At 57.8% G+C, this 21988-nt stretch carries 14 protein-coding genes and 6 pseudogenes; 4 read left to right on the forward strand and 16 right to left on the reverse strand.

The genetic code is table 11. The features are described 5' to 3' along the window. Nucleotides 1-26 precede the first annotated feature (26 nt). Nucleotides 27-752, forward strand: a pseudogene (locus OH764_RS33270) (IS110 family transposase); the annotation flags it as partial. Nucleotides 753-760: 8 nt separating this feature from the next. On the opposite strand, the pseudogene OH764_RS33275 reads toward OH764_RS33270, so the two are convergent. Then, a pseudogene (locus OH764_RS33275) lies at nt 761-1063 on the reverse strand (transposase); the annotation flags it as partial. 1180 nt (nt 1064-2243) lie between these two features. On the opposite strand from OH764_RS33275, the gene OH764_RS33280 reads away from it, so the two are divergent. Further along, nucleotides 2244-3500, forward strand: a complete 1257-nt coding sequence (locus OH764_RS33280) for a hypothetical protein (RefSeq protein WP_498851655.1) — start codon at nt 2244-2246, stop codon at nt 3498-3500. Nucleotides 3501-4013: 513 nt separating this feature from the next. Here the strand turns inward: OH764_RS33280 and OH764_RS33285 are convergent. Beyond that, nucleotides 4014-5179, reverse strand: a pseudogene (locus OH764_RS33285) (IS3 family transposase); the annotation flags it as partial. Between the two features lie 372 nt (nt 5180-5551). Further along, nucleotides 5552-6553 (reverse strand): GNAT family protein, encoded by a 1002-nt coding sequence (locus OH764_RS33290; RefSeq protein WP_498851656.1) that lies wholly within the window; start codon nt 6551-6553, stop codon nt 5552-5554. A gap of 464 nt (nt 6554-7017) precedes the next feature. Here OH764_RS33290 and OH764_RS33295 point away from each other — a divergent pair, with 464 nt between their 5' ends. Beyond that, nucleotides 7018-7311: an IS66 family transposase gene (locus OH764_RS33295; protein ID WP_498851657.1), complete on the forward strand. Its 294-nt coding sequence runs from the start codon at nt 7018-7020 to the stop codon at nt 7309-7311. 725 nt (nt 7312-8036) lie between these two features. Then, nucleotides 8037-8324 (forward strand): annotated as a pseudogene (locus OH764_RS33300) (helix-turn-helix domain-containing protein); the annotation flags it as partial. Between the two features lie 106 nt (nt 8325-8430). On the opposite strand, the gene OH764_RS33305 reads toward OH764_RS33300, so the two are convergent. The 13 genes and pseudogenes from OH764_RS33305 to OH764_RS33365 all read right to left on the reverse strand — a co-directional run bounded on the left by OH764_RS33305 (nt 8431) and on the right by OH764_RS33365 (nt 21970). Beyond that, a complete protein-coding gene (locus OH764_RS33305) occupies nt 8431-9066 on the reverse strand; it encodes a hypothetical protein (RefSeq protein ID WP_498851658.1) in 636 nt (211 codons plus the stop codon). Between the two features lie 55 nt (nt 9067-9121). Next, entirely contained in the window at nt 9122-10099 is a 978-nt protein-coding gene (locus OH764_RS33310) for a TniB family NTP-binding protein (RefSeq protein WP_498851744.1), read from the reverse strand. 25 nt (nt 10100-10124) lie between these two features. After that, a complete protein-coding gene (locus tag OH764_RS33315; RefSeq protein WP_498851659.1) occupies nt 10125-12131 on the reverse strand; it encodes a TnsB C-terminal domain-containing protein in 2007 nt (668 codons plus the stop codon). Beyond that, on the reverse strand, nt 12128-12763 hold the full coding sequence (locus OH764_RS33320) for a hypothetical protein (protein WP_498851660.1): 636 nt from the start codon (nt 12761-12763) through the stop codon (nt 12128-12130). The genes OH764_RS33315 and OH764_RS33320 overlap by 4 nt, the downstream gene beginning before the upstream one ends. Nucleotides 12764-13228: 465 nt before the next feature. Then, nucleotides 13229-13459, reverse strand: a pseudogene (locus tag OH764_RS33325) (transposase); the annotation flags it as partial. Nucleotides 13460-13477: 18 nt separating this feature from the next. Further along, nucleotides 13478-13645 (reverse strand): annotated as a pseudogene (locus tag OH764_RS33330) (transposase); the annotation flags it as partial. 91 nt (nt 13646-13736) lie between these two features. Further along, nucleotides 13737-15155, reverse strand: a complete 1419-nt coding sequence (locus OH764_RS33335) for an MFS transporter (protein WP_498851661.1) — start codon at nt 15153-15155, stop codon at nt 13737-13739. 53 nt (nt 15156-15208) lie between these two features. Then, nucleotides 15209-16192, reverse strand: coding sequence for a dihydrodipicolinate synthase family protein (locus OH764_RS33340; RefSeq protein ID WP_498851662.1), 984 nt, complete (start codon nt 16190-16192; stop codon nt 15209-15211). A gap of 1 nt (nt 16193) precedes the next feature. Next, the gene (locus tag OH764_RS33345; protein ID WP_498851663.1) at nt 16194-17135 is read right to left on the reverse strand and encodes an intradiol ring-cleavage dioxygenase; all 942 of its coding nucleotides are present in this window, start codon (nt 17133-17135) and stop codon (nt 16194-16196) included. A gap of 13 nt (nt 17136-17148) precedes the next feature. Then, nucleotides 17149-18258 carry a maleylacetate reductase gene (locus OH764_RS33350; RefSeq protein ID WP_498851664.1) on the reverse strand — a complete coding sequence of 370 codons (1110 nt, stop codon included), beginning with the start codon at nt 18256-18258 and terminating at the stop codon, nt 17149-17151. Nucleotides 18259-18279: 21 nt separating this feature from the next. Then, nucleotides 18280-19647 (reverse strand): MFS transporter, encoded by a 1368-nt coding sequence (locus tag OH764_RS33355; RefSeq protein ID WP_498851665.1) that lies wholly within the window; start codon nt 19645-19647, stop codon nt 18280-18282. A gap of 85 nt (nt 19648-19732) precedes the next feature. Then, entirely contained in the window at nt 19733-20722 is a 990-nt protein-coding gene (locus OH764_RS33360) for an amidohydrolase family protein (protein WP_498851666.1), read from the reverse strand. 12 nt (nt 20723-20734) lie between these two features. Continuing rightward, entirely contained in the window at nt 20735-21970 is a 1236-nt protein-coding gene (locus OH764_RS33365) for an acyl-CoA dehydrogenase family protein (protein ID WP_498851745.1), read from the reverse strand. Between the last annotated feature and the right edge of the window lie 18 nt (nt 21971-21988).

The following is a 21988-nucleotide window of genomic DNA, read 5'->3' on the forward strand; positions in this document are numbered from 1 at the left end:
GTGTTCGCCTGCGAGATACACAACCACTGAATCCCCTTCGAAACCCGCAACTATTTGTCGGGCCTTGGGGGCAGCTTGCGAAGATCGATCGCATTGACGCACGCATCCTCGCACAACTCGTAGAGGTCATCGAGCGGAGCCGGAACGCGACAAATTCGTCAAGCTGTTACCGAGCGCTAAACAACAGGTCTTGGTGGCTTTGGTCACGCGCCGTCGTCAGTTAATCGCTATGCTCGTCGCCGAACGTAACCGGTTGCCTCAGTCGCCTGCCGCTACCACAAAAAGCATCGATACCATCATTGAGGCATTGACCAAAGAACTGGAGCACATCGACAACCAGATAAGCACGCAAGTGAAGATGCACTTTGCCAATCTGTCCGCACTGCTCGACAGCGCGAAGGGTGTTGGGAAGACAACGATTTCCACAGTGATCGCGGAAACGCCAGAACTGGGTAAGCTATCGCGCCGTGAGGTCAGTGTCCTCATTGGTATTGCGCCGATCAATTGGGACTCCGGCCGCATGCAAGGCAAACGTACGATCTTTGGCGGCCAAGGTAGTGTGCGCCATGTTCTGTACGTGGCTGCATTGGTCGCGACGCGCTTCAATCCGGCCATTAAAGAGTTCTATGACCGACCCGTCGCGGCAGGGAAGCCCAAGAAGGTTGCACTCGTTGCCTCCATGCGCAAGCTTCTGACCATCCTTAATGCGAGTCAGAACACATAAGCCGTGGGGCGCGGTTTTCCATCAATAAGGTTCCAAACCAACTTGACGTTCAAGACAGTTGCTGATGTCCTTCATCGCTGTGGCTAATTGCGAGGCGGGCACCACGGCCGCTCCAGCCTTCACCGCAGCCAGGCTGCCTTCCTCGTATTGCTGGCGCCAAGCAAACACCTGGTTTGGGTTGACCCCTTGTCGCCGGGCAACCGCTGAAACCGTTGCTCCCGGCTCCGGGGTATCCCGCACGATGAGCACTTTCTCCTCCACCAAACGTCGACGACGACGCTCCGGCGCGGTCAGAAGTTCAATGCTTTCCACGATTTGCCTAGGCTTGAAACTAGTCACAAGATTTCCTCTTATTTTAAAGGTGCCTCGCGTCCTGAAAATCAAGGGGCTACTCCGACCGAGTCGCTTATGTTCGATCACTGCGCCGTGATCGATCGCGGAGAGCCGCTAATAAGGCATGCGGCGAAGGGCAGCGCCGTCCGCATGGATGCGCCGTTATCCTAGATCAAGTCGGTCTCAAGTTGCCGGGGCAGGTCAGAATGATGGGGCGCGTCGCACAAAACAAATTACTCAGATGCCACGAATTTGGGGCCTTGGTCCCTTGGCCCTGTACTTCTCGTCGGCTGCTAGGAAGCACCGCCTCGTGTTAGGGGCTCTCGCCTCCGCACGAGGTGCCAGATGCGAAGCGAGGCTGGCATTACTCGCCACGACAGCACACAGCACACCCAAAATGAAATCTCCATAACGTCGGATTCTGTGAAGCGGCTTCGCATGCTTCAAACAGTTCACTGTCCGGAAGTGGTATTGTCAGGACACGTAACAACTGAAAGCCTAGCAAAAACGCAAGCGACTAGCGTGTTCACAAGTTCATACGAGTGGCAAATTAAAAATGAATTGTCTATGCTAAGAGCCATTTTTTCACGCATATCTCGGTACAGAACGCGTCAAAAGCGCGGCCGAATTCATGACTATTCCACTCGGCAACAAACTGTTCAATCTGTCGCTTAACGAGTGAGAGGGGGGGATCCTTATGCATAGACATACTTGAGATCGACTACTTTCCTCTAGAACCTTTTAAGTCTTTGAATCACTGAGATAGAACCCGTACTTAGATAAGCATTAGTCTAAGAACGCCGTAAGCGGCATTCACAAGAATGCAAGCGCACTCGATACAGCCGAGCGGTTCGACTGCGCAAACGGTCCTCGAAACAGGCAAAAATGGAGAATAATCAAGCCAATCGACTTTTCCTAAAGCCAACGGCTGGATCAAAACAGTGCTCACTTCGCTAATGCAACTGCTAACGATACCACGCCGAGGATTGTGTGCCATCTCGATGGAACCGCTGATTCGAAATTGAGTTGAACGCGGCCATCGGGGCATATGCGCGCGTGCCGCCTGAAGCAACAAATTGTTCTTCAACTGGAAGCACTGTGATAGTTATGAGGGATTTGAGAGAGCCGAAGAGCGAAAAATCGTTTTCCGCAACCACAGATTAAAAACAGCAAAAAAGGAAAAGCAATGAAAGCAAACAGGACAGCCCCCCAAGTTCAACATTGGGAGCTTAACTTCGATGATGCACATCTTAACCGGAGGCGAAGAAAGCTTGCCGGCTACGAAGATCCAGAACTAATGGACTCCGACGATGAGAAGCGTGTTCTGCATCAGGTCGAAGATCGATCGGCGAGACTTAATCTGCCAATTCCGGGACTTGAGCTGCTAGGCGCAGAAATCTATGGGAGAACGACACAATTATTTGGTGCCGGACACGCTGCCAACCCTCGTGGAGCTAATGCTCAGCAAGTGCGGTCCGACGTCCATGCACTCGCCGTCCCGATCGCACCGCCGGGCACTTATCGAAAGCTTTTTCGAGGAGGCTCCATAGAGCCACATGAGATTGCTGGAATCAAGAGGAACTTTCGTAAAGGTGAATATCACCCAGACAACTACGCCTCAGCCTACGCTCTGATTCACGGCTACGTGATGGACAACGGTTCAAGAAGTACCGAGCGCCCACCGTCGACAACAACGCATAAGCCAATCGCAGAGAACTACTCTCGAAAGAGAACGAAGAAAGCGCCGCCTCACGCAAAACAACTCCATATCACTATCGTCGCCAAAGGTAGCTCCCGCTCCGATCGCCATTCTGCCAAAGGAGTGACATCTCGGTTTCAGGTCGCCGGTGGCGGCGGAAAGCGCGAGATTCTCTTGGACGATCGCAATACCTACCGCATATTGTCTTTTAATGAGTTCGGTAATGGCGTCCATGTCACGATCTTAGCGGACGGCGAATCGCCCATGAGCGAGCTATCGCGAATACGCTCCAATTTTCCATCGGACCCCGCTTCTCTGTCGCGACAGGCTAATCTTGCTGAACCGATGCACACGCCGCGTGCACCTCAACCGGCACCTTACTACCCGATGCAAATTAACTCAATCGGACGTGAATTCCAGCCTCCAACAACGGTGATAAACCTTCGGAACCGCTCGAACAGCGTTGATGCTTACCGAGTGACGCCAGGCAAAGGAACTGAGCAAGTGCCTACTCAGTTGTTGCGCCCCGCATACACGCTGCCGCCGCAAATGCAGACGTCGTGGGCGCATGCTCCTATTGGGGAGCATCACCGCTACGCGCATGCTCGCGAAACGCATCACGCTCACACAGTGGACGCCCAACGGCTTGTGGCATATCGAGATGAGCCCGTAACCCAGCCGAGACCTACACGAAAGCGCAAAGACAGCGCTCTAGGTCGACTATTTAAATCAATATTCTCCTGACGCCCGAGTCGTTTTTCGGCAACCTTATCTTGCGCAGCCGGCATCGGCTCTAGCTTGCAGACGGTCTTGATTTTCTGTCGCGAAACGACAAACACCATCGCAAAGCCGGTCAATCATCGTGGCTATGAGAATGCGGCTGTTAGGGCAAATCTTAGACGATTCACTGAAGGCAAGGCTGAAACTGAGAGTCCGGTCAAGTAAGGATAAGTTCATTGCCTACGTATAGGGGCATCGTGTCCGTCAAAAAGAACGTGATTAAGAAGTGTAGAAAATGGCTGACGACGATTGGCTCGACGACGGAGTGGTGCCGGCAAAAGAGCGTCGCAAACACAGCCGGAATTCGAAGAGATGGAATCTCGCTGATGCGCTCGAGCTCGCCATCTAAGTAGCATGTCGTGGTATCCGGATCCGTTCCCGGCGATGCGCAAAACCACGCATTTTTTGGTCGTCGCTACAGCGCAGCGTCATTTTGACCCTGCCTCGTTTCCACGTACAGCAGATCATGCCGCGATCCGCGATCAACGCGGCCTCGTGGTCGACAGGGGTAAGAAATCCTATCGAGGTGTGCAGACGCTCTCGATTGTAGTAGCCCTCGATCCAGTCGACGATACCCAGACGAGCCTGCGCCCGAGTTTCGTAGTGGACCTCATAGATTCTCTCGACTTTCAGGGTCTTGAACAAGCTTTCCATCGGGGCGTTGTCCCACGCGTTGGCACGACGGCTCATAGAGATCGTTGCCTTGAATCCAGCAGCCAGCTTTTGGTATGCCCGGCTTGCATACTGGGCCCCTCTGTCGGAATGTAACAGCAGTCCCGGCGCCGGTTTGCGTTGCCAGCACGCGCTGCGCAGTGCCTGGCAAACAAGCTCGGCGTCAATGCGTTCGGACACTGACCAGCCCACTACGCGTCGGCTCGCCAGATCGAGTATTGCTGCGAGATACAGCCAGCCTTCGCCGGTCTCGCTAACCCAGGCACGATCAGGCTGCCAGCCGTTGAAACGACGATCGAGCAGGTTCGGCGCTACAGGCAGGCTGTGCGCCGAGTCCGTCGTGACCCGATAGGCACGCCTGTAGACCGGGCGCAAGTCCTGACGTCGCAAGCTACGTCGCACACGCTCCTCGCTCGCCGCACGACCCTGGGCTCGCAATTGACGCACGATGCGGGAGCGGCCATATGTGCCACGAGGCTCGCGGTGGATCGCCGCGACTTCCACATCCAAAGCCGCGTTCGCTTGCGCCCTCGCGCTGGGCGGTCGAACGCGCCACTGGCAATATCCGCTGCGCGAAACGCCCATAATCTGGCATAGCCGGGTGATGCTGTACTGGTCGCGGTGATCGTCGATCCAGGCGTACTTCACCGCGACCCCTTCGCGAAGTACGCCGTCGCTTTTGAGAGAATTTCAATATCCAGTTTCGCGCTGGCGAGTTCCTTGCGCAGCCGGCTGTTCTCTGCCTCCAGCTCGCTGATCGGGCGCGTAACACGTGCAGCGCTCACATCACGACCACTCGTCTCGATGCCGCCTTCGGAACTGCGGCTACGCCGACTCCAGTTCCCCAACGTCGCCACTGGCACCCCGAGCCTGCGCGCCGCTGCATGCTGCCCGGCTGTTTCGGCAAGCCTGATGGCTTCAACCTTGAACTCGTTCGTGTAATGCCTTTTCGGCACTGACTTCTCTGACATGCAATCTTCCGTACAAACAGGAAATTAACAAAATTCCTGCTGTATGCGAAATCGAGGCATGGTCACCGGCGGGGTGGCGCCTTTACCGCAGTGCGATGATGCGCAGTATCGGGCGCCCGTCAACGTTCTTCAGTGGGAAGTAAGAACGATGAGTGGCCGCATTGACGGCGACTACATGGGCGTTCGCTCCGACCCGGCCATCGCTGAGCTTCGTCACTTCCGCACAGCCCATGCGAGCCTTCGCACGCGACGAACGCGAAACGATGTCGCGGCTCGATGAGCGTCCGTGGTTACGCCGCCCGCGCATCGGGCAACTCAATCCGCGCCAGGGCTGCAAACAAGGTAAGGGCATTCCTTCGCATGCCGACGGTTTTAGTCGCCGCGCAGCGGCCTACCTTGAGCCGACAAAAAGACAGGTGACTTTCCAGCGGAATTCTTCAGGAACTTCTGCGCGTCATCACCTGAAAGATACATACTATTGCTGTCCCAGTCTCCATTTCTGACGAATCCGAAGCTTCTATAGACATCGTGCGAGTTGGAAAACTCAAGGAACTCCAGGTCAAGCCGGCCTCCGCGGCCCTCGTGTATCGAAACCTGCACTGCTTGCTCGATGGCTCTTCTACCCACACCTTTCGTACCGGGAAGCGACATGAGTCCGTGGATTTTGACGCCGCTGTCGCCAAGGGTGCCATCTGGCGGCACGGACAACGACATCATGCCCGCAGGTTGTCCGTCGATGTGGATGATAAAGTTCCTGTTCCCGCCCATATGCTTGTCGAGTACCGTCAAGCATTGATCGATGCGGGTATTGTGGGCTTTGTCCGCACCGGACAGACGACTCATGAAGCCTTTTTTCGTCTTGTACATTCCGGTCAACTGTTGCTTCATGTTCGCGATTTCCCTACTGAACTTGAATTCGTCACGTATCTCCCTCGTTTCGGTCTTGGGTTGCTGCGACGCTGCTGCGACGGAAGTTGATGCGACGCCATGGGAACCGACCTGGTTCATTGGCGCTTGCGCAAACTCGGCAAGTCTTGTTGGACGTTGAGTCGGGGGTGTCGGCTTGCCGCTATCGAGACTGGACACAGTGCTCGCCGGCGATGACATGCTGCTTTGCGAGGAATGATCAAGCGAGAGTGTCGACGGGCTTGAAGAGTACGGAATATCGCTATAGGATGTCGGCCTCGAATAGATCGCTTGCGTCGATAGCTTGCCTGGACGCAGCGAGTCGGGAATTACTGCTGCCTCCTGCCGCCCTGGATGTCTGTAATGGCTTGCAGGCAGCGGCGGTAAGGAAGTGTTGTGATGCGTCATCACCGGCGGCCTAGAATTGCCCCCTAACGGCGACGGCATGGAAGCATTCGGACGCATCATCGGTAATCCGGAATATCCCCCTGACATCGCCGCCTGTTGACGAAGCTGAGAAAACTGAGTGCCAAACTGTTTGGGCGGCTTCGGTGGCAACGGCGGCGGTGCAGTCTCGGCTTGCAGTTTGGGCGGCCTCGGCGGTAGCGGAGGGCTTTGTTGCCCTTGCGGCATCGACGGTAACGGCATACGCATGGGAGACCTGTGTTGCCCCTGCGGCCTCGGCGGCAACGGCGGCGCATTCCCAAGGACACCGGAAGGCTGTCGCTGGGGAGGTTGTCTCACAGCGCTACGGTCGGTCTCGCTTTGCGGCGAGTGACTAGGCAAATGGCTAACGCCGCCGAAGCTGTTGATCCTAGTCATTTGATTCTCCGAAAGCCAGCTGATCTGTGTGTCTTAGATCTTAAGATGCCGACCGGTCGATCCTGTCTCACACGCGAAGAATCGCAAGCGAATCCGAAGCCAGATGCGCCTTGCGGGCGCGGTCACGTCGGCGGGGCAAGCCGAGACTGCACCGCCGTCGTTGCCGCCGAAGCGGCCCAAACCGCAGCCGAGTGCGCGATCACTTGCTCAATAGCCAGAGCGTCTTCGCCGACGAGACTACAGTGCCGGTGCTCAAGGAACCGGGAAGAGCGCCACAGACAAAAAGCTTTATGTGGGCGCACATGAACGGCAGTGCGCCACCAGTGCGATTTTTCAGGCACGCGCCTGGGCGCGGCAAGCAACACGGGCTGACCTGTGGGCTGGCGTTCGCCGTGGTGCCGTGATTACGACCGACGGTTATAAGCCGTACAAGGCGATCGCCGATGCGAGCGGCTTTGCGCATCTCGCATGCATGGGTACATGCTAAGCGATACTTCGTCGAGGTGAAGGATAGAATACCGGAAAAAGATACGGGATCCTCACAAAGTGCAATTTTTTTTATCCGGCTGATTGGCAAGCTTCTGTGCAGTGGGAAGCGCGCGCCGATTCGAAGATGATTTCGATGCTGCACTTGCAGCTATCAGATGCGGACATCGCCGTGTACTAGGGTCGCGCTTCACGGCTCGGGCACAAACGATGCTGCCAACGTCCAAAAAGCCGCGGAGCACCCTACATGCAATGGACCGAATCGCCCATCATCATGTTCACCGCGACAGGAACTCAGGAAATTGCGGTCGAGGCGATAAAGCTCTGGCTGGACGACTAACGGCGGCTTCACCAAATGGCCTAGTGTTCTGTCCCAGAAATAACTTTACGTAAATTCAGAAGGCCTATGATCGAATCACGGGAGTCGGAGGCGATCATGGGACGCAAAGGAATCGAGGTTGTCGTGTCGGAACTGGAGCGAGAACAATTGCTGTCAATGAGCCGCTCGCGTTCGCTGCCTCACTCTCTCGTGCGCTGGGCAAAGATTGTCTTGATGGCCGCTGACGGTTATACGAGTCAAGAAATTGCGACGCAGTGCGAAGTAACACCGCCCGCAATTAAGCACTGAAAGAAGCGCTTTGTTGCCCATGGACTTGCCAGCCTGCATGATGAAGCCCGTCCAGACCGACCTCGCACGCATGATGATGAAGCAGTAGCGGAATTGCTTGCGAGGATACTGCATGAAAAGCCGGACGGGGCAACGCACTGGAGCGTGCGCTCCGCTGCTGCGCAGACAGGGATTTCAAAGAGTTCGGTGGCCCGATATCTGTCGTTGTTCGGCGTACAGCCTCATTGGTCAAAAAGCTCCAAGCTATCTAATGATCCCTACTTCGTGGAGAAGGTGCGCAATATCGTCCGTAGACCGCAATAAATTTGTCACTACTTCGCGAGTAAATCTGTCACTTCACGACTCGTCGGCCAGACGGCTAAATAAATCACCTTAAATTCAATAGCTTGCCAAAAACGAATTAATTGTGTCACCGGCTAGACTTTGCGCAGGTGTCACCACCGGACATTTCCATCCGTGCGGGATGCACAGCGTCGATGTCGTTGCCCGAGCGCAGGCGCAATCGGCGACTGAAAGCGATGCGGTCCTGCCGGCGCATCGCAGACGTCGTCGAGCGCAGCGAAAGCTGCCCGTAGCTGTAGTGCGAATGGCACCAGCCACATCGAAACGGCGCTCCGATCACGCTGGCGTTTATTATGTAAGGCGTCTCGCCGCTGCAATGCGGACAACGCGTCTGGAGCGATTGGTGATGCGCCGGACAGAGATTTTCATCCTCACGCTGGAACAACACGCTGTGGTAGCCGTGCGCTGCGCACTGTCGGCAATACCGGAAGACCTCGTGATACCGATCATGCGGCGCGGCACCAGGCAACGATGTGCACAACACGTTCGAGGGCAGGCGTAGCACGCGGCACAACCGCGTCAGATCGACGGCGTCCCGCACCGGCGCCACGCCTTCATGCGGATCCACTTCGGGACTGATCAGATGGAGCAGGGCGTGCCCGGGGAGCGCGTTGGCGCAGGCGAACTTCCAGAGAATCGAGACAAGGGATTCGCCCGGCATCAACAATCCGGGGCTGAGAGCGCTGCCTCGCGCGAGCGACATTCGCCACTCGTCAAATGGCAGAATCGGAAAGCGTGGCGCCTTGATCGCCGCGGCATCACGCCGTGGCAAGCGTGCGTCCGGTGGCATGGCGGGACTGAACGTAGCCGCAGTGGTGCACTGCGTAGGTCCACAACGCAGCCTCGGGACAATAATCCGGCGCATCCTTTAGCTCACTTTCCTTAAGCACAATCTCGATGGCGCGCACGAACGACTCCATCGGGATTTCGAGCTTACCCGGCAGACTCGCTTTGTGGTGTGCAGCTTCGAACGCCTGCCATAACAGGCCCGCGTCGTCTAATAGCCGATAGCCGGCGTCGAATGCCTGTGGGACATAAAAGCGCGTGAAACTCCATGGAGTGCCCTCAGGATAGGCGGTCTGATCGTAGCCGTTCATGCAGGTGGCGACATCCTGTGCGTTGCGGATGCCAGAGAAAGAGAGCTCTTCGACCATCAGACGCGCAACGATCTGGGTCTTGTGAGCAATCTGCAGACTGGTTTTCTGGGCGAGCAACTCCTCCTGACCGACGAGGAAAGTAAACAGCTTGATCTGTTGCCGGTCGAGCGCGTCGTGTACGTCACGCAGCCACTCGTACTGATTCTCGTTGTAGCGCTGCGCCTCGTCGCAAAAGAGCAATACCGTGCCACCGCCAGAACGGGCGACCGCCTCGCGAATCCTCAACGACAGGCGCAGCCGCTTGGACGGGTTGGAGCCGGCGTTCGGATCAGGATCTCCGACCGCCTCAAGCAGGTTGGCAAAGAACGGCCCCTCGGCGTGGCGCGGTTTATGTTCGCACTGCGCGTGATAGCTGGTTATCCGGGAATAGTTGTGCGCGAGCAGCAGTCGCACGTATTCGATCGCGCGGGTCTTGCCGATCCGCGATGGTCCGTAGATCAGCGCACCCATGATCCGGTAGTGCAGACATCGGGCCACGAGATCATAGAACGCCTCGATTGCTGGGGTGGCAATCCGATAATTGCCGGTGGCCAGCGGATGCAGCAACGGATCGATAGGACGCGGTATCTGAAGCGACATGGTGCCTCCCATGCAAACGACGGGGTTAAAAGACCTGACCAGTACCGATGGAAAGTTTCCTCGGTCGGACTGGCGCGCGAGCCGCAAGCTCGACGGCGGTCACCATTGGTGATGCTGGCGCTGCCTGGGTCGCCGTCGATGCCGCCATCCCGGGTTCCACTGGCCGCGCCGGACCCACGGGGGTGCGCACTGTCGGCGCTGACGCCAGCAACCTGACTGCGTGCGCGAGTTCCGTGGCTGCCTTGCGCGTCTTCCTGGCCTGCTCGAGCTTCGTCTGAACGTAAGCCTCAATCGGATTGGCGCCGACCATCGCGCTGCCATGGCGCTGACCCTTGAGCTTGCGGATTTCCTGACGCAGTTTGAGGTTGTGCGGCACCACACGCCATGCCCCTTGTGCATCGAGCACGCCCAGTTCGGTTCCGTCGGGCAGGAACGCCCGCACACAACGCAGGTCGTCGGCGTTCATGTAGATCAACAGTTGTGTGCCGATCAGACGCGTGCTGGCTGCCAGCACGTCGCTCGTATAGCGCACACCATGCAGATTGATGTGCGGACGCACGCCCTGGTCAAGGTACGCTCGCACGGGACAGCGGCGTGCCGACTGCATCAGGCAGAGAGTGCGTCGATGATGTTCTGCGAGCCATGTGACCATGATCTGCTTGCCGCGGATAAAATACTCCATCGCATCAAGCGGCGTGGCGTTATTCAAGCCGCTGTGCGGCGTGCCGTTGTAACCAGCGATCGCATACTCGACAAGCTCTTCCAGTTTATCGAGCGACACATACAGACGCAGGTTGCCTTTCGGATCGGCGAGGGCGCGGCGCAGATCGCGCGGATGAGAACCCGTATAGCCCGGCAGGCGCGAAGACAACCGGCTGGCGATCGTACCGAAGAAGCGCTCGATGTACGGCCGCTCATCCGGGCTGTACATCGGTCCCGCGTCGACGAGACAACCGACGAATTCACATAACGCAGTCAAGGTGTCGTCCGCGAGATTCGCTTTTGCGTTGTCAAGCTTCATCCATTCCCAGGTGACGTACTCCAGTTCCGGCAACCTCTGCGATGCGAAGCCGTCCTGTGGTCCGTAGCTGAGCCCCTCTATGGTGAAGGGACGGGCGCGATGCGGCTCCAGAGCTTTCTCGATGGTCTTGATCACGTCATAGCGGCTGTACTCGCGCGCCAGGACGAGGTGGTAGGCATGCACAACGCGAGTGCACACATCGATAATCACCAGCAGCCACACTCGCTCCATTTCAAATTCGTGTTCAAAGCCCAGCGGGTCGCGCACGACCACTTTGAGGCGGATATCGAGCCGGTGACCGTCAAACTCCACCACCTGATACGGACGCGTTGCCGCGGGACTCCCCACGTCGTCACCCCTGTGTGGCAAGCCCTTCAGGTGCGAAGCACCCGCCGAACGTGCGGCAGCGCCGAAGCTGCGCAGTATTTCCTCTTTCAGCCTCTGCGATAGCGAACGGATCGCGCGCCCCGCCGTATTGAAAGGGTAGTCGGCTGCCGTGAGACCGACTGCGCGACAATGGCGGAGGAATTCGTCATGCAGTGGCCGCAGCCCTCGCAAGCGCGTCCGTAATCGCCCATCAGTGTTGATCTGTTCGAGCAACACGCGATGCTGTTTGACCTGCAGCAGCAGCCAGGCAGCGAGGGTAGGGTAGCGCTCGAAAAGCTGCGATAGGGCGCCTGCGGCACCGCAACTGCCGCGCTCACCATGTACCCGAACAGGGCTTAGACGAACATACTCGGTGACCCGTAGGTAGCTAACCAGTGCGCGGAATCCAAACGGCCGTCCGTCAGGATGCAGCGAGAGGGCCCGTTCAAGCCAACGATACAACTGGCGTCGATCGACACCGGTACACTGTTCGATCTGTTTGAGCGATTCGCCGCGAGCGTAGCGAACAAGCACCTGCATCCGCGCTTCAAAGGTGCGGCGCGTCTCATGATCGAATTCGGTATAGGCAACCGTCGGCCATGTCGCGAGGTCAATTGCTTGAAACTCTGGCCTGCGGCGGTTCATGTCTTCGTCTCCGCGGCGATAAACGAAGTGAGCAGTGATAGCGCCTGCATGTGCAGATCCGGCGCACTGAGCCGTCCGGCATGCAACATGCCGAATACGGCCGTGCGGACCAGAACCGGATCCCCACTCGAGAACTCACGCTCGATCTCGAGCAACTTGCGGGGCTGGGCCAGAAAGCACTCGATCGCTCGCGGCAAGGATGATGCAACAAGGCTCCAGTTCGCCACAATGCAAGGCAGCATGCGCTGCCAGTTGTCGATCCAAACCCGCGCAGCCGCGAGGTCAGCCAACGAAACTTTCCGGATGGGCAATGCGGCTTCATCGAGTTGACGATGGGATCTGGTTGCGGGGTCATCATAAAACGCGTCATCAAGGATGACTAACTCTTGTCGATCAACGTAACAAACCCAAAAGTCGGCAAGACGCTGCTTCGCGCTGACACTCACATAACCAGGCCGCTCGCAGAAGGTGACCACCGCAGGGTCTGCTTCGAACAGGATCCACTGCCCAAGGAGGTCGCGTCGGTAGAACGTCAGCCGTCGCGCCAGCTTCGGACTGAAGCCTTCGAACCGGTGTGCGCCACGCGGGCGAGCAAGGGCGACCGGCTCTGCGATGTGCAGAGAATTTTCCATAAGATCAAGAGCTTACGGACGGGCTTCGAATTCTAGGACGCGAAGTGACAAATTTAATGCGGACTTATGCGAATTGACGCTTTTATTTCGTTCGGACTGCAAGCAAAACTGTCACTGCAACGCAGGATCGGTCCGATACTGCGCGGCTCTGTCGGTGACACATTTAATTTGGCCTACGAGCATCCGGTCCTCCCGGACAGTGAACGCACTGGCGGCTGATAGTTGCACCAGACACAGTCGCTCGTAGACCGGCGTACGTTACTTTGAGTTAACTCTCTACGGTTATGCCAATCGGCCTGCCTTGGTTGCAGTCACACGATCAGCGCGCCGAGAGGTATCGAAAGCTCGACGGGCGATGGCGGGAGCCGCTTGGCGACCCGGAGCGGCCTTCGCGGTGAGCCTAGAGCGACTCCTGATGTGCGATTCCCCGCGTCATCAGGAAACCCAGTGCGTCGCTTAGAAGCGTTAACAAAATGAGTTTTTCAGTTTTCGCCAGCAGATGATGCAGCAGGCGATTTTCATGAAGGCTTCATGGATTAATGCAAGACGTTCGAAGCGGATGCGCAGTCGTCGAAAGTTATGGAGCCATGAAATGGTGCGCTCGACAACCCAGCATGTTTTGCCCAATCCGCTGCCGTGTGGCTCGCCGCGTCGGGCGATTTCAGTCACGATGCCGGCTGCGTGTAGCGGACGGCGGTATTTGTCGTGATCGTCTTCGTGCAGTCGGTCCCAGACCCCGGCAGCCTGCCAGTCCCGCAGACGGCGCCAGCAACTCATGCCGCTGCCGCAGCCCATCTCGCGCGGTAGCAGGTCCCAGCGCAGGCCGGTCTGCAGGATGAACAGGATGCCCGTGAGCAGCGCACGATCATCGAGCGGCTTGCGAAAACTTGCGACATCGCCGACATTCCAGGCCGTCCTTTCTGTATCTCGGCACTAACGCAGAGGTCAGGCAGATCTTTAAGATCCATTTGCACTAAGGGGAGATTTGTTCGAGCGGCTTATTGGCGGTCTCTGTGATCGCAAACGACACGACCAGCCCTATGATGCTTACCAGGCAGTAGAGGCCAAATACATACTTGATCTGCTGACCAGCCATCAGTGCCCCAACTACCACCGGACCGACAACTGCTGCCACACGCTGCCAGGCAGTTCCGACGCTCGTGCCAAATGCCCTAAACCGGGTCGGGTAACACTCTGGCGTATAAACATAGAGCGCCAAGGCTGTCGTATTGATGAAAAAGTAGCTAACCGAGGCGAGAATTACTACGGATTTGCTATCAGCCGCGTTCGACGCCAGAAGCGCAAGTGCAATTGCTGCGAGACCGAAGGCTCCGATAAACCATTTTCGGCGTCCAGACCAGTCAATAAGAAGCGCGCAACACACCGTCCCGATCAGACCCGCGATGTTGGCAGCAAGGCTATAGAGAAGGGCGACCTTTACCGGGACGTGAAAAACCGACGTGTAAATCGTCGGCAGCCAGCTCACGAGCCCATACACACTGAAGGCGGAGCAAAACCAGAGTGCCCAGATCACCAGTGTCCGCCCGAGGTAAAAGCGGGAGAACAGCTCAAATCTGGCTCCGCTTGCCGCAGGAGTCGCGGGTTTCGCAGATTCCGGATTGACGGGCGGCGACGATGGTTCCGAAAGTCCTGCAGCCGTTGCGCCAGACTGTGACGCATGTTCGGACGCAGCCTCAATCCTTGCAATAATCTTTTCCGCCTCGTTCAGCCTGCCTTTGCCAATGAGCCAGCGGGGGGATTCCGGCAGGAGACGAGTCATCAGGAAAGCAAGAAGGGCCGGTGCGCCCCCGATGATGAACATGTATCGCCATCCCAAAGTCGGAACAAGCCATGTTCCCAACAGGCCCGCGAATACGAGGCCGACAGGGAATATTACTTCGTACAACAGGATGAAGCGGCCCCGCTTATGCGACTTCGTGAGTTCGTTAATATAGGTAGCGGCGACGGGAACTTCCCCGCCAAGGCCAACGCCTTGAATTGCCCGGAATAGCATGAGCGGACCTGCACTGCTCGTCATTGCGCAAAGTAGGCTGGCAATCGAAAAGAGCGCGACACTGAGCGTAATCGTCGGAATTCGACCGATGCGCTCGGCAAGGATGCCCAGCACAAACGCGCCAATGAACTGTCCTGCGAAACCCGCGGAAATCAGCAGACCAGCCTGTCCCGTTGTCAGATGCCATTCGCGAATCAGCGCAGGCAATACAAAGGCAATAGCCAGGATGTCGAACGCGTCAAAGAATGTCGCGATGCCCACGATTACTCGCGTGCGGATGTGCCAGCCAGATGTCGGAATCCGCTCGAGTCTCGCGATCAGGCTATCGGCCGTGGCCGACGACTGTTCACTGGAGGTTTCAACCGTTGAGAAGCGCATGATGTGGATGTGCAATGTGGCCGGGAGTCCCGGCCGTCAGATTAGTCGGAAGTTCAGGCAGGAATCGTCTGGCTCCCCGCAGCGACCACGGGCAGATCGAGATCGGTCAGCAGCGTGCGAATCGTCGAGATTTCTTCGGGGCGAGGTTCAGGCATGGGCGGACGCATACGGGGATGTGAGGTAAGGCCCCTCAACCAGCTCGCAACCTTGTAGCGCACGTGGACCCGGCCCCACTCGGCGAAGATGTACTCGTGAAGCGCCGCCAGGCCGGAGTCCCAAATTGCGCGCGCGCGAGCAAGGTCTCCCTGCTGCCAGGCTTTCAGATGCTCCAGCATCGGCTCCATCGCGTAACACCAGCAGCCGGAAACCGTCCCGTCCATCTGTCCGGTCGCCTGGGCCTCGTGAAAGAAGTGGGCGGGCGCGCCCATGATGCCGACGTCGGTTTCCTCACGAAGCGCTCGCGCAATAACCCGGTATCCATCGTAGCTATAGGTCATCTTCCAGCCGATGACGTTGGGCACTTCCCTGCAGATCCGGAGCGTTGGCTCCAGCGGCAGGCCAATGCCAAACTTCGCTGACGGCGGCGCGATAGGGTGCGTCATGATTGGCAGATCCACTGCCTTGTCCTGTGCCTTGATCTGGTCGAGCCAGACTTCCGGGTACTTGTTGGCGTCCCAGCTGTAGGTGATATCCATTGCTCCGCCAGGCGGAATGACAAAGATCCCGTCAACGCCCATGGCCTTTGCGTCGCGAGTGACATCAAGCAAGTCCGACGTTGATGATCCGTACAGGCCTGCAAATACAGGCATCGCACCGTTGCACTCGTCCATCACGATTTCTATCGCGCGCCTTTTCTCAGCCCGGTCGAGGTAAAAGACTTCGCCTGCTTCGGGATTGACGATGAGGCCGCCCACTTTCGCAAATTCGTGATCCACGAAGTAGCGCGTCAGCTTACGCAAGCCTGCCTCGTCGATGCTGAAGTCGGGATTTGTTGGAAGTACCATCGCGGTATAAAACCGTTTTGCAAGATGATGCACGTCAAGCCTCCTTTTCACTGTTTCGGGTGTTTTGGAATGAATCGATGGAAGGCAATGTCGTCCGGCTCAGAACGAAATCCTGGCGTACCGACCAGAAGGGAGTCGCGAATCCGAAGGACTTCGCTTCGTTCTGGTCGGTATGACTGACGAAATTGCCGATAAGGCTTTCCTTCACGCCGAAGACCGTATCCTCCGCGAGGTATGGACAGTCGGGAGCGAAGATGTGCGTAATGACGGTGTCGTACCCAGGAGCCTGGACCAGGAAGTGAATATGCGCTGCCCGGTTCGGATGTCGTCCGAGCGTGCTCAGGAGCTTGCCCACCGGACCGTCATCTGGAATAGGGTAGTCACGCGGCTTGACGGACTTGAACCAGAAGGCCCCGTCAGAATCGGACAGAAACTTTCCACGAAGGTTACCGCTCGGCTGAATCCCCTCTTGTTGAACGTCGTAGAAGCCGTCATCGTTCGTCTGCCATACGTCGATGACTGCGCCTTCTATCGCATTACCGTCTGTATCGTGAACCGATGCAAGAACCACCAGCGGCTCTCCCTTGCCGTCTTTGCAGATGTTCACTCCGTGCGGCGACGCCTCCACGCCTTCGACGAAAAACGGTCCGAGAATGGTATTTTCCGTTGCCTGGCCAGGCCGTCGGTGATTGATGGCGTCGACCAGCATGGAAACACCAAGAACATCCGACAGTAAGATGAACTCCTGTCGCCAGTCGGTACACATGTGACCGGTGTCCGTCAGAAACTTGATGGCGGCGAGCCATTCATCGTGGGTCGGCTCGATCTCTTTAACTGCTGCATGAAGATGGCGCACTACGGCCTCGGCAATGAGGCGGGTGCGGGGATCGACGTGTGCGCCGATGCGGGCATTGACGATTGCGGCGGAATCCTCTTCGCTAAAGAGAGGAAAGCCGTACTGCGGGTTGGTGTTCATGGTTCTTCCTTCCTCAGCGGGTCGCATCGGACCCGGGCGGTGTAGTGGGGGGCGTTCCAGCGTATGCGCGTCCGATCAGTTCTCGCAGGCCATCCCGCTCGAGAGGACGCGGATTCCAATACGGATTGGCAAGGGCCAGTTCGACCGCCTTGTCGATGCCTTCTTCGGGCATGCCGATCTGGGAAAGGGCCGTGGGCGTCCCGATGGCCATGGTCATGTCATAGAGCGCGCGCGCCGGGTCCGGGTGACTCAGAGACGCCGACAGGCGTTCCATGACCTCGGGAATCGCCGGGGCGTTATAGGCCAGTGCATGCGGCAACACGATCGCGTGGCTCTCTGCGTGGGGCAAGTCGAAGGTACCCCCCAACGTGTGACATAGCTTGTGATGCAATGCCATGCCGACGGAGCCCAGGCAAACCCCTGCCAGCCACGCACCGTAAAGCGCCTTGCTGCGGGCGGTGCGGTCATGCGCGTTCAAGCCGATAGCGGGTAACGACTGTGCGAATGCCCGGATGCTTTCAATGGCCAGAGCGCTGATGACGGGGTTTGCCTCTTTTGCGTACAGTGCTTCTACGGCGTGGGCAATTGCATTCATTCCACTGACGCCGGAAAGGGTTCGTGGAAGATCTAACGTCAGGTCGACGTCATAGATAACGGTTTCAGGCAGCACTTTAGGGGAGCGGAGCGTGGTCTTTACACCGTCTCGTGTTTCGCCCAGGATTGGCGTCATCTCGGAGCCTGCGTATGTCGTCGGCAATACGATCTGTGGCAGATCTGTACGCAAGGCTATCGCTTTGGAAAGGCCAGTGGTTGATCCTCCACCAATCGAAATTACCCCGTCAACGCCGGCATCAGCGACAAGCGTCAGCGCCTCTTCCGTTATCCGGATTGGCGTGTGCATCTGCGCATCACCAAAAGTCACGACGTGATGTCTGCCAAGGTCATCGGCGATAGCGTCCGAAATCACGATGTGGGCCGGATTATGCAAAATGAGGGGACGCGAGATGCCGAGGCGTTGCGCTTCCTCTCTCACTTTGGCACGCGTGCCATCACCAAAAACGACGCGGGTGGGCAGGCTTTCGTAGATAAAGGACACGGATGAGTTCTGTGTCGTGTCAGTCATGATGTGCTCTCGATGAACGGTCTATACGGTGCGCACGGTCGCATTCGTACCGGACACCTCGGTCGGTGCGGAACAGACACTGCACTTTTTGATTGCGAAGAGGATGCTGATTCCTGCTGCGGCCGCTGCTACGCTCATTGCGAGCAGCATGACGTTCTCGCCCGGAAACACCTGTTGCAGCGTTCCGCCGATAAATGGGCCCAGGATCGCACCAAGCCGTCCAACGCTGAGTTCCATGCCAACGGCTGTCGCCCTGACATCCGTGCTGTACGAATGAGCGGTGAAATTGTTGAGGACGAATTGCGCGCCTATGATGCAAAAACCTGCCATGGCAACGCAGATCACGTTGCTCAGGTGACCATGAAACATAACAAGGCCTCCAACCGCCAGCGCGCCTCCGAGCCACCAGGCGCTGAGCCATGCACGGGGTGCACCACCCTGGTCGACAATGTATCCGCACACCAGTCCACCTATAAGCGACATGAATTGCATCAGGGCGCCAAAAGCAAAGCTTGTCGCGAAACTCTCGCCGCGAGCTTGCATTAACGTTGGAATCCAGCCGGATAGACCGAAGATGCAGAAGAGGCTCATAAAGCTTGTGAGCCAGATCGAGAACGATAGCCGCCTGTACTGCGGGTTGGCGAGGCCTGAGATCGAGGCGCGTGCAGGCGTTTGCGGGATCAGCACGGGGAGCGTGCGATACAGTCCGGCACGTTCCGGCCGGAGTTTGGAGAGGATGAAGGTGAGCTCTTCTTCCCGTCCACGGAGCAGGGAAAACCTCGGGGACTCGGGCAGGTAGATATAAAGCAACGGTATGAGAAATGCGGAAAGGGAACCTACCCAATAGAGTCCTCGCCAACCCGTAAGCGGCGTAACGAACACGCCGATGATTCCGGCCGCAGCGCCACCCAATGCCCACCCCAGCGCCACGCCCCACAGGGCAAACGTGTTGGCTACGCGACGCGGCGCCAGCTCGTTGATATAGGTCGTTGCGAGGGGAAGCAGAATGCCCAGTCCGACTCCGGTGCAAATGCGCAGAACACAGAAGCTCGTAAGGGAACCTGCCAGGATGGCGGTCAACACGGAGAAAACGGTCGTTATCCAGAGGCCACCGATGAGCGTCCCGCGTCGGCCGTACCTGTCAGCGACAATTCCATGCAAGGCCGCGCCACCCAGGAAACCAATGAGTCCGCTTGACACGAGCATGCCTGCCTGTTGCAGCGAAAGCGACCATGGTGCTCGTACGTAGTGAATAACGTAAGCCGGATTGAAAGTGTCGTATCCATCGAACATCGTGAGTAAGGCGAGCAGGATGCCCAGTCCGATGTGTGTTTTCCCGATGCTGGCGTTGGCCAGTTCTTCGTGTGCGTCAATGGCTTCTTCTTGCATGGCGTCTCACTCCAGTGTTACGCCGGTACACCGGACGATCCTTCGTGTGTCGTCCGTGTGCACCAGGCGTGAGGAAGCTGTCTGCTTAAACTTCGAACCTGAAAAGCCGTGCGGCATTCGTCCGGCCGATCTTGATGCGGTCGTTGTCGCTAATGGCCGCTGAATCGAACCACTGGGCGGCGTGATCGACGTTTTCGAAGGGCCAGTCTGCTGAAAACAGAATGCGATCCGAGCCGATCTCAAGCATTGCATCGACGAGCGTTTGCGTGCGGAAGTTGCCGGACGTTGTGAGCCAGAAGTTAGCGTGAAAGTAATCGGCGATTCGCTTCTTTGCCGGATAGTTCGGCGTCGTCTCAACCCACGCGTTCCGGTTGTCGACCCGCCACATGCTGTAGGGAAGGCCCTCCCCCATATGCCCCAGAATGATCTTCAAATCGGGATAGTCATCGAAGAGCCCGGAGCCCATCAGGCGAAGTGCGTGGACAGCCGTTTCCTGTCCGAAGGCCCAAGTCGGGCCGAGGAGCCATGGGTGCCCGTCATAGATAGGCGCGTGGGCTGGTAGCGGGTTGCGCGGATGCAGATAAAACGGTACGTCCAGCCTTTCAACGGTCGCCCAGAAGGGACGGAACTGCGGCAGATCGTAGTAAAGAATGCCGCCGTTCTCGCTTTGGGAAAAGCCGTTTACCAGCGCGCCGACGAAGCTCAGTTCGGTCACGCATCGCTCCAGTTCGCGGGCGGCGAGCTCCGGAGATTGCATTGGAAGCGCCGCAAAACCCTTGAAACGGTCTGGCCGCCTGGCGATCTGCTCAGCCAGATAGTCGTTCGCGCGGCGCGACAGTTCGTACGCGGCATTGGTGTCGGGAATGGCCTGAACGGTGGGTGCGTTCAACGAAAGAATCATCAGTTCGATGCCGTTCTCGTCCATCTCCCGGATGCGCCGCTCGTGCAGGTCGAGTAGGCGGGACTTCAGCTCTTCCCAGTACGACTGGGGAACGAACCCCGCCGAGTCCTGAACCGTTTGCTCGATCGCGAAGTGTTCTTCTAGCGCAATCTTCTTCTCTGCCTTAAATCTCATTTCCCGCTCCGTTCAATATTGGCCCTTCGGCTCGAGACCGAGGGCCATCTGTCCGTACATGGTGCCTACCGTGTCCCAGTTCATACTGATATGACGGCCGACCGCATTCGCGTCGCGCCATGCCCGCTGGACCGGGTGGGAAACGTCCAGGCCCTGTCCGCCGGTCGACGCATTCAATGCTTCCGTCGCGCGAATCGCCAAGGCAACCGCGAATGCCTGGCCGCGGCGGCTTGTGATACGGTCCTCGACCGTGATTTCCTGGGCGCTGTTGGCAGTGGCCTCGCGATCCCGCAGGTCAGAGAGGAGGATTTTTCTGGCTGCATCGCAGCTGGCAGCAGCGTCTGCAACACGAAGCTGAATGGTAGGGAACTCAGCCATCTTGTTGGCTGCACCGGCCACGGCGCCACGCGTCACGCGCCGGCTGGTGCGTTCGAGATAGTCTTGGAGGGCGCCTTGCGCTGTGCCGACGGCGACCGATGCGAGGCAGGACGGGATCGCACTTAGCATAGGAATGGAGAAACCCGGGTGGTGTCCGTAAAGTCGGGCACCGGGCGTGTTGCCGGAGGTTGTCTCCGAAAAGAGCAGCGCGCGGTGGGACGGGACAAAGACCTTGTCCAGTACCAGCGTTTTACTTCCTGTGCCAGCAAGACCGATGACGTGCCATGTGTCTTCAATCCTGTAGTCTGTTTCGGGAACGAGGAGGAACGCGGGGGCGGGTGCCCCGCGTTCTGCGCTCGCCGGGAGAATTGCCGCGCAGAGCGACCACTGTGCGCAATCGCAGCCACTCGCAAAACTCCAGCGGCCACTGATCAGATATCCGCCGTCGACCGCTTCAGCCTTGCACACAGGAGCATACGAACCGCAGACAAGGGCGCTCGGATTGTTGTCCCATACGTCGCGCTGCGCCTGTGCGGGAAAGCTTGCCACAAGCCACTGGTGTGCTGAGAGCAGGCCGGCAACCCATGCGGTCGATGCGCACCACTTCGCGAGGTCCGTGTTCAGGTCGACAAGCACTGAAAAGTCGTGCTCATATCCGCCAAACGCGCGTGGCTTCAGCAGATCGAAGTATCCCACTGCGCGCAACGCTTCAATGCTCTCCGTTGATACGCGCCGGTCGATTTCGACCTGGGCGGCGCGCCCGAGCAGCGTTGCGCCCAATGCTGCGACTCTGTCGCGCAGTACGTCGACGGATGGAGCCTGCGCGGAGGGGGGGAGAACAGCATTGAGTTCCTTGTCCTCAACTAACATCATGTCACCTCACTGGAT

It is taken from the genome of Burkholderia sp. M6-3 (assembly GCF_050858985.1).
GTDB classification, from domain to species: domain Bacteria; phylum Pseudomonadota; class Gammaproteobacteria; order Burkholderiales; family Burkholderiaceae; genus Paraburkholderia; species Paraburkholderia caledonica.

What these genes read in the sequence shown, in the direction of transcription:
- OH764_RS33280 (WP_498851655.1), top strand. Translation starts at nt 2,244, where the DNA reads ATGAAAGCAAACAGGACAGCCCCCCAAGTTCAACATTGGGAGCTTAAC.
- OH764_RS33290 (WP_498851656.1), bottom strand. Translation starts at nt 6,553, where the DNA reads ATGATGCGTCCGAATGCTTCCATGCCGTCGCCGTTAGGGGGCAATTCT.
- OH764_RS33305 (WP_498851658.1), bottom strand. Translation starts at nt 9,066, where the DNA reads ATGTCGCTCGCGCGAGGCAGCGCTCTCAGCCCCGGATTGTTGATGCCG.
- OH764_RS33310 (WP_498851744.1), bottom strand. Translation starts at nt 10,099, where the DNA reads ATGTCGCTTCAGATACCGCGTCCTATCGATCCGTTGCTGCATCCGCTG.
- OH764_RS33315 (WP_498851659.1), bottom strand. Translation starts at nt 12,131, where the DNA reads ATGAACCGCCGCAGGCCAGAGTTTCAAGCAATTGACCTCGCGACATGG.
- OH764_RS33320 (WP_498851660.1), bottom strand. Translation starts at nt 12,763, where the DNA reads ATGGAAAATTCTCTGCACATCGCAGAGCCGGTCGCCCTTGCTCGCCCG.
- OH764_RS33335 (WP_498851661.1), bottom strand. Translation starts at nt 15,155, where the DNA reads ATGCGCTTCTCAACGGTTGAAACCTCCAGTGAACAGTCGTCGGCCACG.
- OH764_RS33345 (WP_498851663.1), bottom strand. Translation starts at nt 17,135, where the DNA reads ATGAACACCAACCCGCAGTACGGCTTTCCTCTCTTTAGCGAAGAGGAT.
- OH764_RS33350 (WP_498851664.1), bottom strand. Translation starts at nt 18,258, where the DNA reads ATGACTGACACGACACAGAACTCATCCGTGTCCTTTATCTACGAAAGC.
- OH764_RS33355 (WP_498851665.1), bottom strand. Translation starts at nt 19,647, where the DNA reads ATGCAAGAAGAAGCCATTGACGCACACGAAGAACTGGCCAACGCCAGC.
- OH764_RS33360 (WP_498851666.1), bottom strand. Translation starts at nt 20,722, where the DNA reads ATGAGATTTAAGGCAGAGAAGAAGATTGCGCTAGAAGAACACTTCGCG.
- OH764_RS33365 (WP_498851745.1), bottom strand. Translation starts at nt 21,970, where the DNA reads ATGTTAGTTGAGGACAAGGAACTCAATGCTGTTCTCCCCCCCTCCGCG.